Consider the following 12,605-nt stretch of genomic DNA (forward strand, 5'->3'; position numbering starts at 1 on the left):
GCTTCAGCTCCCGTCCCCGCAACCGCCCACGCGCCGGGTGCTGAGGGCGATGTCGTCCATGCGGACGTCGTACGCCGAAGGCGATGGGTCGGCCTGATAGAGCTGCCAGCCCAGCTTCAGCTTGTCGAAGGCCGGGAAGACGAAGTCGTCAGCGGTCCCCCCGTGGTTCTTCGTGGACACGCTCAGGCCGGACTGCTCCACGCCGTCGAGGTACACGCTGACACGGTTGTCGCGGGCGTCGAGATGGAACTCCACGCACTGCCATTTCCCCGCGACGGCCGGCGAGGAGGTCTTCCAGGAGGTCCAGTCCCCGGTGGGCCCGAGATCGGAGCCGACCCCCCAGAAGTTGCCGCCGTCGGTCGGGGCGTACTGCCCGCCCAACGGCCGCACGAGCGTCGGAGAGTCCGCCCCGGACGCCTCGGCGATGGTCCAGTGGGCCCAGTCGGGCGCCGTGGGGAAGTCCCCGACCCGCAGCCGGAGCCGCCCCCAGAAGCTGTTGCCGGGCGGGGAGAACCCATCGAACACGAGGAAGGCCCGGCCGTTGCCCTCGGTGTGAAGGAGAAGCTCATGCCCGTGCCCCGTGGAGCTGGGAACGACGGTCAACGTGCCGTCCTTCGAGTCGGTGCTCCACCCACGTCCCTCGGTGACCGGTCCGAGGGGAAGCCGGTCGAAGTTCTCCCTCGCCGGCGTTCCGTGGATGGCGGGGGTCGCGGAGGCAGTGGGGGGTATCGCGAGCAGTACCGCGGCGGCGGCGCAGAGCGCGGCGGCGGATTTCCTCAGGAGTGCCATGAGGCCAGTCTGCGACCAGAACCCCACAAGTCACAGTGGCCACACAGAGGAAGGGCCCCGACCCGGCGCGAACCGGGGAACGGGGCCCAACTCACCGTAGGGGAACGGAGATCAGAAGCGGCGCGTGATCAGCGCTCGCTTCACCTCCTGGATCGCCTTCGTGACCTCGATGCCGCGCGGGCAGGCGTCCGTGCAGTTGAAGGTCGTGCGGCAGCGCCACACGCCGTCGCGGTCGTTGAGGATCTCCAGGCGCTGCTCGCCCGCCTCGTCACGCGAGTCGAAGATGAAGCGGTGCGCGTTGACGATGGCCGCCGGTCCGAAGTACTGGCCGTCGTTCCAGAAGACCGGGCACGAGGACGTGCAGGCCGCGCACAGGATGCACTTCGTGGTGTCGTCGAAGCGCTCGCGGTCCTCGGCCGTCTGGAGACGCTCACGCGTCGGCTCGTTGGTGTCCTTCGTGATCAGGAAGGGCATCACATCGCGGTACGCCTGGAAGAACGGCTCCATGTCGACCACGAGGTCCTTCAGGACCGTCAGGCCCTTGATGGGCTCGACCGTGATCGGCTTCGACGGGTTGAGGTCCTTGATCAGCGTCTTGCACGCCAGACGGTTCTTGCCGTTGATCCGCATCGCGTCCGAACCGCAGATGCCGTGCGCGCAGGAGCGGCGGAAGGTGAGCGTGCCGTCCTGTTCCCACTTGATCTTGTGGAGGGCGTCGAGGACACGCTCCTTCGGGTCGATCTCCAGCTGGAAGTCTTCCCAGGTCGCCTCCGCCGAGACTTCGGAGTTGAAGCGGCGGATGCGGAAGGTGGCCGTGATGTACGGGGAGTCGGCGAAGCCGGGCTCGGGCGTGCCGGCCGCGTCCGCCTTGTCCAGGGTCGGGGTTGCCATCAGTACTTACGCTCCATCGGCTGGTAGCGGGTCTGGACGACCGGCTTGTAGTCGAGACGGATGGACTCGGTGCCGTCGTCGCCCACCTCGCGGTACGCCATGGTGTGGCGCATGAAGTTGACGTCGTCGCGGTTCGGGTAGTCCTCGCGGTAGTGACCGCCGCGGGACTCCTTGCGGGCCAGCGCGGAGACCGCCATGACCTCGGCGAGGTCCAGCAGGTTGCCGAGCTCGACCGCCTCCAGCAGGTCCGTGTTGAAACGCCGGCCCTTGTCCTGGATCGAGACGTTCTTGTAGCGCTCGCGCAGCTCCGCGATCTTCTCGACCGCCGTCTTGATCGTCTGCTCGGTGCGGAACACCATGACGTTCGCGTCCATGGTCTCCTGCAGCTCGCGGCGCAGGACCGACACGCGCTCGGTACCGGTCGCGTTCCGCAGGCGCTCGACCTGTGCGACGACCAGCTCCGCCGGGTTGTCCGGCAGCTCGACGAAGTCGGCCTTCTGGGAGTACTCGGCGGCCGCGATGCCCGCCCGCTTGCCGAACACGTTGATGTCGAGCAGCGAGTTCGTGCCCAGACGGTTCGCTCCGTGCACCGAGACGCACGCGACCTCGCCGGCCGCGTACAGGCCCGGGACGACGGTGGTGTTGTCGCTGAGGACCTCACCCTCGACGTTCGTCGGGATGCCGCCCATCGCGTAGTGCGCGGTGGGCTGGATCGGGATCGGGTCCGTGTACGGCTCGATACCCAGGTAGGTGCGGGCGAACTCGGTGATGTCCGGCAGCTTGGCGTCCAGCTGCTCCGGCGGGAGGTGCGTGAGGTCGAGGTAGACGTGGTCGCCCTCGGGACCGCAGCCGCGGCCCTCACGGATCTCCGTGTAGATGGAGCGGGACACGACGTCACGGGACGCGAGGTCCTTCATGACCGGCGCGTACTTCTCCATGAAGCGCTCGCCGTCCTTGTTGCGCAGGATGCCGCCCTCACCGCGGGCGCCCTCCGTCAGCAGGATGCCCATGCGCCAGATGCCGGTCGGGTGGAACTGGAAGAACTCCATGTCCTCCAGCGGCAGCCCGCGACGGTAGACGGCCGCCTGACCGTCACCGGTCAGCGTGTGCGCGTTCGACGTCACCTTGAAGAACTTGCCGCAGCCGCCGGACGCGTAGATCACGGCCTTCGCCTGGAAGACGTGGATCTCGCCGGTCGCGAGCTCGTACGCCACCACACCGGCCGAGCGCTTCACGCCGTCGACCTCGGTGATCAGCTGGTCCAGGACGTAGAACTCGTTGAAGAACTCCACGCCCTCCTTCACGCAGTTCTGGTACAGCGTCTGAAGGATCATGTGACCGGTGCGGTCGGCCGCGTAGCAGGAGCGGCGGACGGGCGCCTCACCGTGGTTGCGCGAGTGACCGCCGAAGCGGCGCTGGTCGATCGTGCCGTTCGGCGTGCGGTTGAACGGCAGACCCATCTTCTCCAGGTCGAGGACCGAGTCGATGGCCTCCTTCGCCAGGATCTCGGCGGCGTCCTGGTCGACCAGGTAGTCACCGCCCTTGACCGTGTCGAAGGTGTGCCACTCCCAGTTGTCCTCCTCCACGTTGGCGAGCGCGGCGGCCATACCGCCCTGCGCGGCGCCCGTGTGGGAGCGGGTGGGGTAGAGCTTGGTCAGGACCGCGGTGCGGCTGCGCTTCGTCGACTCGATGGCCGCGCGCATGCCCGCGCCACCGGCGCCGACGATGACGGTGTCGTACTTGTGGATCTTCATGATTCTCGCAGCCCCGTGCCTAGCGGATGTTCGGGTCGAAGGTGAAGATCACCAGCGTGCCCAGCAGGATGGTGAACACCGTGGCGGTGTAGAGCAGGCCCTTGAGCCACAGCCGGGTGTTCGGGCGCTCCGCGTAGTCGTTGATGATCGTGCGCAGGCCGTTGGCGCCGTGCAGCATCGCGAGCCACAGCATCATCAGGTCCCAGACCTGCCAGAACGGGGACGCCCAGCGGCCGGCCACGAAGGCGAAGCCGATCTTCGAGACACCGCCGTCCAGCACCAGCTGGATCAGCAGGTGCCCGATGACCAGGACGACCAGCACGACACCCGACAGGCGCATGAACAGCCAGGCGGCCATCTCGAAGTTGCCACGGGTCGAGCGAGGGGTCTTCTTGGTGCGCTTGCGCGGGGCCTCGATGAGGGGGGCCGGGTTGTCGACGCCGTAGCCGGAGTCGCCCTCGACGGGGCCGATACCGGAAGCGGTGGTTTCAGTGGTCGCCATCGGTATCAGCTCCCGAACAGTTCACGAGCGGCGTGGCCGAGGACGGGGTAGATCGCCCCGATCATGAGCACGACCCACAGGCCCACGACGGACCAGAGCATCTGCTTCTGGTAGCGCGGGCCCTTCGACCAGAAGTCGACGGCGATGACGCGCAGGCCGTTGAGCGCGTGGAAGAGGATGGCGGCCACGAGGCCGTATTCCAGACACGCGACGAGCGGGGTCTTGTACGTGGCTACGACCTTGTCGTAGTCCTCGGGGGAGACACGGACGAGAGCGGTGTCCAGCACGTGAACGAACAGGAAGAAGAAGATGAGGACGCCAGTGACTCGATGAGCCACCCAGGACCACATTCCTTCCCGGCCGCGGTACAGCGTTCCAGCCGGCACGGAAGTCCCTCCGGGAGCGGGGTGTCGGGGCCAGCCGGCTTGTGCTGTCGGTCGGGCCCGGCCGGGTACGGTCCACCGGCCCCCAGCATCGTAGCGATGCGCTGCCGCTGGGCTCAGCCGGGGCCTACCTGTGTGATCAAAGTGGCACGCAGATGGCGGAACTCGGCGGCTAATGGGGTGGTCTCGGCTGTTATGTGCCCGGTGCGGTGCGGTGGTGGCCGGTCGCGCCCGTGCTGGCGGTAGCCGGATATCGCCTACAGACCCGCGCCCCGGAGGTGAGACACCAGACGGCCCCTTGCCGTACGGCGGAGTTCCTCTGCCGCCACCACCCGTTCTTCCTCCGGATCGTTTGCCAATCGTGACCGGATGCCCGCCAGGACGTGGTTGAGGACCTCGTTCGGGGGCAACCCGTCCAGGCAGATGACGAAGGCATGGCCGAATCGGGACTCATAGGCCGCGTGGGCCGCGTCCATGGCCATGTGGGCTGCCGAGTAGATCCCGTCCGGCAGTGCCGGCAGGGTCTCGGCGGCCAGCGCCTCGGAGAGATCCGACACGGTCAGGTCGTACGCCGCCTCGTCCGCGGCCGCGAGCAGTGCGTCCACGGTCGGGTAGGGGCGGTGGGCCACGACCCGCTCCGCCCAGCGCAGGCTGCGCAGACACTCCAGGAGCAGGGGCCGTGCCTCGTCGGCGGGAGCGTTGTTGAAGGCGTCCAGGACGGTGGGCAGGGACGGTATGGCCAGTCGGCCGGGAGAATGTGTGGGCGTCACGTGTGTTTCGGCAGAGGAAGCTGTGAGCGGTGTGACATCACGTTATCGAGTGTGGACATGACCTGTCCGACGGATGCCCGAATTTCACCCGCACGGGAGAGTTTCGGAGCGTGTGGTGGACATGGGCTCCGCCCTCAAGGCCCTAGGTTGACGATGTGAGCCAGCACAGGAAGCGACCGGAGAAGCAGGAGAAGCAGGCGCGCGGGCTGATCGCCGGGGCGGTCGCCGTCACCGTCGTGGCCGGGGTGGGTATCGGGCTGTGGGCGGGCGGCGACAGCGAGCCGGCCGGATCGGCCCGGTCCCAGGCCCAGGCACCCTCGGGCGGCAGCGCGGAAGGCTCCCCGACCCCGGCGAGAGCCCCGAGCCCGACCCCCACCCGGTCCTACGCCCTGTCCACCACCCCCCGCACCATCCCCGCCGTCCGCGCCCACACCCCGGCGCGCGGCCCCGGCTGGCGCCCCGCCTCCGGCCGGCGCGTGGTCGTGAACGACTCCGACCTCGCCGACGAGGGGCGCCTTCTCGCCGGTGAGCTGGGGCTGACGTACGCCGGGCAGAAGGACGACGTACGCGCCGGGGAAGTGCGCCTCGCGCTCAACGACGACGAAGGCGCCAACCCGGAGTCGTACCGCATGACCGTGCGTGGCGGGCGGGTCGCCATCAGCGCGCCGGACGACGCGGGCGTGTTCTACGGCACTCGCACGCTCAAGCAGGAGGTGCACGGCGGCGGTACGGCACCGGAGGGCGTCGTGCGCGACCAGCCCGCCAAACCGGTGCGCGGGTTCTCGCTGGACATCGCGCGCAAGACCTTCACGGCCCGCTGGATCGAGGACCGGGTCCGGGAGCTGGGGGACCTGAAGTTCAACCAGCTCCAGCTGCACTTCTCCGACGACCAGGCGTTCCGGATCGAGTCCGACTCGCACCCGGAGATCGTGTCCGCGCAGCACCTGACCAAGGCGCAGGTGAAGAGGATCGTCGCCCTCGCGGCCCAGCGGCACATCACCGTCGTACCGGAGATCGACTCGCCCGGGCATCTGGGCGCGGTGATCGCCGCGCATCCCGAGCTGCAGTTGCGCAGCGCGGCGGGGAGCACCCCGCAGGGCACCGTCGACATCTCCAATCCCGCCTCCGCCAAGATCGTCGACGACCTGCTCAACGAGTACGCCGGGCTCTTCCCCGGGGCCTACTGGCACCTCGGCGGGGACGAGTACCGCGCGCTGATGGTCTCCGACCCGGCGGCGACCTACCCCCAGCTCGCCACCGCCGCCAGGAAGGCCTACGGTGCCGGGGCCACCGTCGAGGACCTGACCACCGGCTGGCTCAACGACCGCGCCGCCACCGTCCGCAAGCACGGCAAGACCCCGCTCGCGTGGAACGACGGCTTCTTCCGCGGTACGTCCGTCCAGCCGGACAAGGACATCCAGGTCGGTTACTGGACGGGCAAGGAGATCGGCGCCCGGCAGCCGGTGGCGTACCTGAGCACGGGGCGCAAGCTCGTCAACTACAACGACGAGTTCCTCTACTACGTCCTCGGCCAGCCCAACCGGTTCTTCTATCCGACCGGACAGCGGATCTACGAGCAGTGGACCCCGCGGGTCGTCCGCGGCACGACAGCCGTCCCCGCGAAGTACGACGGCCAGATCCTCGGCGGGTACTTCGCGGTGTGGTGCGACTTCCCGAACGCGCAGACCCAGGACCAGGTCGCGACGGGCATCCGGATGCCGCTGCGGGCGACCGTGCAGAAGCTGTGGGATCCGGGGAAGCCCGCCCTGACCTGGACGCGGTTCAAGGCGCTGGCGGACCGGCTGGGCTGAGGAACCAGGGATTCCCTGTGGACGCGCGGGGCTGACGAACCGTATGTTCCGGATGCCGCGCGTGAGGCTCTGGGGAGAACCGGCGCGGTCTTCTGATCATCCGCACCTCGGGGGACCTCGCCATGCTCTGCACCCGCTGCCATCACCTCGAAGCCGCACCGGACGGCGTCCTGTGCACCCAGTGCACCGCCCTGCCCGGGTTCCAGGCCCCGCCGGCCGGCACCCCGAAGGCCTGGCTGCGCTCTCCGGTCGGGCTCGGGCGGGCCACCGCGGTGCTGCTGGGGGTGGCCGCGGCCGTCGACGTCTTCGCCCTCGGGGCGGACGTGTTCATGTACGACGTCACGGGCGACCTCGCCGGGAACACCTCCTGGGACTCCGCACTGGACCGGGCCGACCTGGCGGACACGCTCACCGCCGTGGCCACCTCCGCGCAGGTCGCCGCACTGCTGGTCTGTGCCGTCGTCTTCGTGATCTGGCTCTGGCGGGTGCGGGTCAACGCCGAGGTGTTCGCCCCGGACGGGCACGCCAAGGCGCGCGGCTGGGTGATCGCCGGTTGGGTCGTGCCGTTCGTGAGCCTCTGGTACCCGCGCCGGGTCGTGCTGGACGTCTGGGACGCGAGCAGCCCGGAGACAAAGCCCAGGGGGCATGCGCTGATCAACGTCTGGTGGGCGTCGTGGCTCCTGACGAACGTCGCCGGGCGGTTCCTGGCCAACTTGGCCGGGGAGGCCGACACCTCCCAGGAGATCCACGACACGATGGGCGGGATGATGTTCGCGGACGGCGTCGACCTCGTGGCCGCCCTGCTCGCCGCCGCCGTCGTGCTGCGGCTGACCCGGATGCAGGACGAGAAGGCCCGCCGGGGGCCCGCGGTAGCCGTCCCCGTGTGACGGATTTGGTCCGTCCTGCTGCAAACTGCCGTACGAATGTGGTGTATTCGGGCCCGAGCCGTACCGAGCAGCCAGGGGGACCGGCAATGGGCTACTGGGGTTACTTCGTCGTGGGTCGCGGGGAGCGGCCACTCGCCGAGCTGGACGCGCTGGCCGGCGCCGAGGGCATGGTCCTGCGCGAGTCGGCGCCCGGCGGATGGCAGGTGTGGGAGTACGCGAACGGCGAGGGCGACGTCGGGAACATGAACGCCCTCGCCCTGGAGAGCGGTTCGCCCGCGCTGTTCGGATACGTGATGGACAGCGCGTCGGTGGTGGTGGAGGCGGCGGGCCCGGAGAGCGGGGCCTGGACGACCTGTCTGGCCCGGACCGCCATGGCCGGGTACCTCGGGGCCGGTGCGGAGGGTCTGACCGTGGAGGACTACTTCCTCGAACCCGGGGACGCGGCCGCGCGGGCCGTCGCCTGGGCCGCGGAGGCGGGGCACGAGGTGGCCGAGGAGCCACTGATCGACGTACTGAGCGCCGAGCCTGATCCATTGGCCGAAAACCTCTTCTTCCGTATGCTCGACCGGCTCGGTGTGGTGCCCCTGTGACACTCCCGGGCCGTTGCGCGCAGTAAGGGGAAGTGCGGGTTCCGTCAGGGGATGCCGCTCGGCGAGGGAGGCGTGGATGAGTCTGGTGGAGCTGATCGGCCAGGCCGACGAACGCGGACTGGCCGCCAGCGGGTTGGCTTGTTTGGATCGGTGCGTACCGCTGCTCGGCGGCGACGACGAGGTCCTGCGGCCCCTGTGGGCGGGGCTCGCGGACGACGCCGGGGCCGAGGAGTGGGCCGAACGGCTGGAGCAGGTGCGGGGCAAGCTGGGCGGGGACGGGGAGTTCGGGGCGACCGACGGGGAGCCGGGTCAGGCGGGCACCGGCGACCTCTCCGGCTCCGCCGAGGACGAGGCCGTGCTGCTGGCCCGCCGGATGCTCGCCGCCGCTCCGGAGCAACCGTCGGACGGCGCGTTGCGGGTGTGGGCCGACGCCTGCTCCGTCGCCGCGCTGCGGATCCATCGGCTGCTCGACCCCCTGAAGGACGTCGGCGACTCCGTCGACGCCCGCCGCGAGGGCCGTACGGAGGGCATGTCCCCCCTTGTCGCCGCCGAACTGCGCCGCCAGATCACCGTCCTTGAACTCCTCGCCGGCCACGGTCAGGCGGGCCTGCGCCCGGCTCTGGAGGTGTCGACGGAGGGCCGCCGGGTGCTGCGCGCGGTGGTGTCCCGGAGGAGCCGGCGACGGGGCTGAGAGCGGGTCGCCAAGTGGTCGAGCGGCCAAGTGGCCGAGCGGCTCAGTGGATGAGCCATTTGACCACCGCGTCCCCGTACTGCGCCGTCTGCCCGTAGAACGCCGTCAGGTCCCGGTGTGCCGCCGCGAACACCCCTCGCGCCTCCCGTTCCGCGTCCGCCCCGCCGTACTTCGGCAGCAGTTCCTCGCGGGCGACCAGCCACAGGGCCTCGAAGTCGGCCGCACCCAGGTATGCCGAGACGCGGTTCGCCCGGGCCGCCGTCAGGAGCAGGAACGGCGGTTTGTCGTGGTCGCCCGGGTAGACCGGCAGGCCGCCGAGGACCACCTCGGCGCCGGCGTAGAGGAGTTCGTGGTCCAGGTAGGACTTGCTCAGTATCTCCTCCCGGTGTCGTCCGATGCGTTCGCGTACGGCGTCCCAGTCGTCCTCGAACAGCCGTTGCATCCAGTTCGCGCTGTTGCGCAGGGCCGAGGGCGGCACCGCGCGGAGATGGAAGTAGTCGCTCATCAGAGAGAGGAGCGCAGGGGAGGGACGAATCGTCACACCGGCGTCAACCTCGCTACCGAGAGGGTCCTGTGACCGTCCGGGGAGGGTTGCGGCGAAGGTGCGTCGGTCCTGCACCGGTCCCGCCGAGACCCCTGGATCCGGGTGACGAAAGACCCCGCCCGAACGCTTTCACCCTTGTGACGACTGATGTGACGGCTCAGGCAACTGCCCCTACGACGGCTGATGTGACCACCCGCCGGACCAGCCGCCCCGCCGCCGCCGCCAGACCCGTGCGGTGGGCCGCCGACGCGGTGTCGGCCCTGCGCGAGGGCGCCCGCGTCCGGCTCGACTACTCGGCGCAGAGCCTGTGGCGCGTCGACCGGCTGATCGAGGAGATACGGCGGGAGGGGGCGCCGTACGCCGCCGTGGAGACCGTGCTGCGCGGGCTCGGTGCCTACGCCGGTGAGGTCGTCGTCCACCAGACCGGTGCCGAGTGGTGGACGAGCGGCGGCGAGCACTGGGTCCGTACACCCGACGGACGGCTGTGGGACCCGGTGGACGAGGCCCGCCGCTGCTTCGCCGGAGACGGCTCGCTGCGGCTGCTGTGCCGCGATGCGACAGGTACCGTACGGCGCTGATCGCGCGCGTCGTGGTGAACGCGGAACGGGCGTCCGCTCCCCCGGAGTTACGGGGAAGCGGACGCCCGAGCCGTTGGAGCCGGCGCTGCGGAAGGCGGTCCGGAGGGCTACTTGACGTAGACCAGGCCGTCCGTCGTGATCGTCGGGCGGCCGCTGGTGCCGACCACCACGATCTTCACGGTGTGCTTGGCGCTGCTGGACCAGGACTTGGTCCAGATCGCGTCGCGGTACTTCGTGGTCGAGGACTTCAGGTCCACGGTCGCGACCTTGGTGCCGTCCACGTACACGTACGCCTGCCCGGAGGTGGACGCCCGCGAGACCACCCAGGAGGCGGACCGGCCGGTGAACGTCCAGCTCAGGCTCGCGCCCTTGGAGCCGCTTGAGTACGACTTCCCGCCGAGGTAGCTCGTGGACGAACGGGCCGTCCAGCTGCCCGACTTGGTGGCCGAGGTCTCCTGAAGGATCATCGGCGTGTAGGAGGGCGACGAGGTGCGGGTGTTGCCCGCCACGTCGTCCGCCTTCATCGACCAGGTGCTCGCGCTACCGGGCTTGGCGGTACGGCTGGAGCTGGTCGTGGTCGGGCCGAAGGTGGCCGTCGTCGGGGACAGCAGGCTCACCGACTTCAGGGCCTGGGGATCGGTGGCCTTCCAGCCGAGGGTGACCGGGACGGCGGTGGTGCTGACCGTGCCGGTGCGCAGGGTGATCGTCGGGGTGGTGGAGAAGGTCGGCGCGGTGGTGTCGGCGACGACGGTCAGCGCGGTGGTGGTCGACGCCGAGTCGGTCTTGCCGGACTGGTGCACCGCTCGTACGGCGACCTTGTGGCTGCCCGCCGCCAGGGTCGTGCTCGCCGAGGTGGCGGTACCGGACGTGGTGGCGACGACCTTGCCGTCGGCCAGCAGCTCGAACTTCGAGATCAGCGAACCCGGCGTGGTGGCCGACCACTTCGCCGTGATCGCGCCCTTCGTGTAGTACGTCGACCCGGACAGGGTCGCCCCGGTCAGCGAGGTGACCTTCAGGCCCTGCACCGGGCCGGCCGCCCAGGTGCGGATGGTCGGCAGCTGGGCGTAGAGGGAGTTGCCCGGGCACTCGGTGGCGTAGCCGTCGCGGTGGCCGGAGACCCGGTTGAAGGTGTAGAGGCTGCCCGCGGTGAAGCTCGTACCGGCGAGGTTCTTCTGGGTCGCGCCCGCCTTCAGCTGGACGGTGGAGTTGGGGTCGACGCCGTACTGGCCGAGCTTCCAGGCCGCGATCCGGGCGACCGAGGTGAGGGCGGCGTTCGAGGCCCCCGTTGCGGTGTACTCGCCGAGGACCGCGATGCCGGTGGACTCACGGTTCCACCCGTAGGTGTGGGCGCCCAGGACCGGCTTGTCGACGCCGCCCTTGCGGCCCTCGAAGATCGTGCCGCACTTGTCGACCAGGAAGTTGTAGCCGAGGTCGTTCCAGCCGTTGCCGCTGGGGGTCGGGGCGGTGTGGTACGCGTAGATGGCCCGCACGATCGACGCCGATTCGGCGCAGGTGTAGTCGTTCGACCCGGCCGTGTGATGGACGAAGACGGCCTTCACATCGGCGTTGTACTCCGACGGGTCGGGGCTGAGCGACTCGTCGGCGCCCCAGCCGGCGCGGGAGACGATCGGCGGCTCGGGGACCGTCGACGGGGGCGCGGTGGGGGTGGTGGCGGTCGGGGTCGGCGTGGGTGTCGCCGTCGCGGTCGCCGTCGCGGTCGCCGTCGCCGTCGGGGAGGCGGTGGACGTGGCCGTGTCGGTCGGGGTCGGGCTCGGCGTCACGTCCTCGGCGTACACCGCCGGGTCCGTGTCGTCGCCCGTGTCCCGCTGCTCCGCGGCGGTCGCGATGCCCGGGTCGACCAGGTTGACCTTCAGACCCGAGGGCAGTCCTGCGCTGGTGGTGCCGTCCTCGTGGACGACCTGGACCTCGACACCGTCCGAGGGGCCCACCCACAGCGGTTCGGACGCGCCGCGTGCCCCGGCCCGCTCGTCGGCGTCCTCCACCGGGTCCGCGTCCGTCTCCAGGTCCTGCCAGGACGTCCACGCGCCGGTGTCGATGCTCCGGGTGCGCACCTGCGCCTTGCCGTCGAGCCGCTTGGTCGCCCCCGTCCAGGAGATACCGAGCAGCGAGAACTGCTTGGTCTCGGTGCGCGGCAGCTCGCGCTCGCCGGTCTCGGGAGCCTTCAGCGCGAGGTTGTACACCTTCACCGGCCGCTTGGGCTGCAGATCCCCCGCGGTGTCGGTCGACGGACTGGCGGCGGCGTAGGTCACGATGCCGCCGCCCCCCAGAACCACCGCACCGAGCGTCAGCCAGGCCCGCCGCTTCATGCTGAGCGGTCTGTACGCACGGCTTTTACGACTCACTACCCCACCCCTGAGTTTGGTCACAGAAACACCACCTGTCACACAGGTGGCA

Annotated in this window: 13 protein-coding genes; 5 read left to right on the forward strand and 8 right to left on the reverse strand. The window is 70.0% G+C overall.

Annotated features, from left to right (window positions below):
• Nucleotides 1–3: 3 nt before the first annotated feature.
• From ABZT93_RS02220 to ABZT93_RS02245, 6 genes are all read right to left on the reverse strand, one after another.
• A complete protein-coding gene (locus ABZT93_RS02220) occupies nt 4–789 on the reverse strand; it encodes a hypothetical protein (RefSeq protein ID WP_356097547.1) in 786 nt (261 codons plus the stop codon).
• 111 nt (nt 790–900) lie between these two features.
• Entirely contained in the window at nt 901–1,680 is a 780-nt protein-coding gene (locus ABZT93_RS02225) for a succinate dehydrogenase iron-sulfur subunit (RefSeq protein WP_329266536.1), read from the reverse strand.
• Complete coding sequence (gene sdhA / locus ABZT93_RS02230) at nt 1,680–3,434, reverse strand: succinate dehydrogenase flavoprotein subunit (RefSeq protein WP_356097550.1); 1,755 nt, start codon at nt 3,432–3,434, stop codon at nt 1,680–1,682. Before sdhA ends, ABZT93_RS02225 begins: the two co-directional genes overlap by 1 nt.
• Nucleotides 3,435–3,453: 19 nt before the next feature.
• The gene (locus ABZT93_RS02235; RefSeq protein WP_037718879.1) at nt 3,454–3,936 is read right to left on the reverse strand and encodes a succinate dehydrogenase hydrophobic membrane anchor subunit; all 483 of its coding nucleotides are present in this window, start codon (nt 3,934–3,936) and stop codon (nt 3,454–3,456) included.
• A 5-nt stretch (nt 3,937–3,941) separates the two neighbouring features.
• Nucleotides 3,942–4,322 carry a succinate dehydrogenase, cytochrome b556 subunit gene (gene sdhC, locus ABZT93_RS02240; protein WP_007384241.1) on the reverse strand — a complete coding sequence of 127 codons (381 nt, stop codon included), beginning with the start codon at nt 4,320–4,322 and terminating at the stop codon, nt 3,942–3,944.
• A 254-nt stretch (nt 4,323–4,576) separates the two neighbouring features.
• The gene (locus tag ABZT93_RS02245) at nt 4,577–5,089 is read right to left on the reverse strand and encodes a 2-oxo-4-hydroxy-4-carboxy-5-ureidoimidazoline decarboxylase (protein ID WP_356097553.1); all 513 of its coding nucleotides are present in this window, start codon (nt 5,087–5,089) and stop codon (nt 4,577–4,579) included.
• A gap of 155 nt (nt 5,090–5,244) precedes the next feature.
• Here ABZT93_RS02245 and ABZT93_RS02250 point away from each other — a divergent pair, with 155 nt between their 5' ends.
• The 4 genes from ABZT93_RS02250 (at nt 5,245) to ABZT93_RS02265 (ending at nt 9,068) form a co-directional block, all read left to right on the forward strand.
• A complete protein-coding gene (locus ABZT93_RS02250; protein WP_356097556.1) occupies nt 5,245–6,900 on the forward strand; it encodes a glycoside hydrolase family 20 protein in 1,656 nt (551 codons plus the stop codon).
• 122 nt (nt 6,901–7,022) lie between these two features.
• Nucleotides 7,023–7,787, forward strand: a complete 765-nt coding sequence (locus ABZT93_RS02255) for a DUF4328 domain-containing protein (RefSeq protein WP_356097559.1) — start codon at nt 7,023–7,025, stop codon at nt 7,785–7,787.
• An 86-nt stretch (nt 7,788–7,873) separates the two neighbouring features.
• Complete coding sequence (locus ABZT93_RS02260) at nt 7,874–8,377, forward strand: hypothetical protein (RefSeq protein WP_356097561.1); 504 nt, start codon at nt 7,874–7,876, stop codon at nt 8,375–8,377.
• A gap of 76 nt (nt 8,378–8,453) precedes the next feature.
• A complete protein-coding gene (locus ABZT93_RS02265; RefSeq protein ID WP_356097564.1) occupies nt 8,454–9,068 on the forward strand; it encodes a hypothetical protein in 615 nt (204 codons plus the stop codon).
• 43 nt (nt 9,069–9,111) lie between these two features.
• Here the strand turns inward: ABZT93_RS02265 and ABZT93_RS02270 are convergent, their stop codons facing one another.
• Entirely contained in the window at nt 9,112–9,573 is a 462-nt protein-coding gene (locus tag ABZT93_RS02270; protein ID WP_356097567.1) for a DUF1877 domain-containing protein, read from the reverse strand.
• Nucleotides 9,574–9,797: 224 nt separating this feature from the next.
• On the opposite strand from ABZT93_RS02270, the gene ABZT93_RS02275 reads away from it, so the two are divergent.
• Entirely contained in the window at nt 9,798–10,190 is a 393-nt protein-coding gene (locus tag ABZT93_RS02275; protein WP_356097570.1) for a hypothetical protein, read from the forward strand.
• Between the two features lie 107 nt (nt 10,191–10,297).
• Here the strand turns inward: ABZT93_RS02275 and ABZT93_RS02280 are convergent, their stop codons facing one another.
• On the reverse strand, nt 10,298–12,517 hold the full coding sequence (locus ABZT93_RS02280; RefSeq protein ID WP_356097572.1) for a peptidoglycan recognition protein: 2,220 nt from the start codon (nt 12,515–12,517) through the stop codon (nt 10,298–10,300).
• Nucleotides 12,518–12,605 lie beyond the last annotated feature (88 nt).

This window comes from Streptomyces sp. NPDC005303 (assembly GCF_040607335.1).
In the GTDB taxonomy this organism is placed as follows: Bacteria; Actinomycetota; Actinomycetes; order Streptomycetales; family Streptomycetaceae; genus Streptomyces.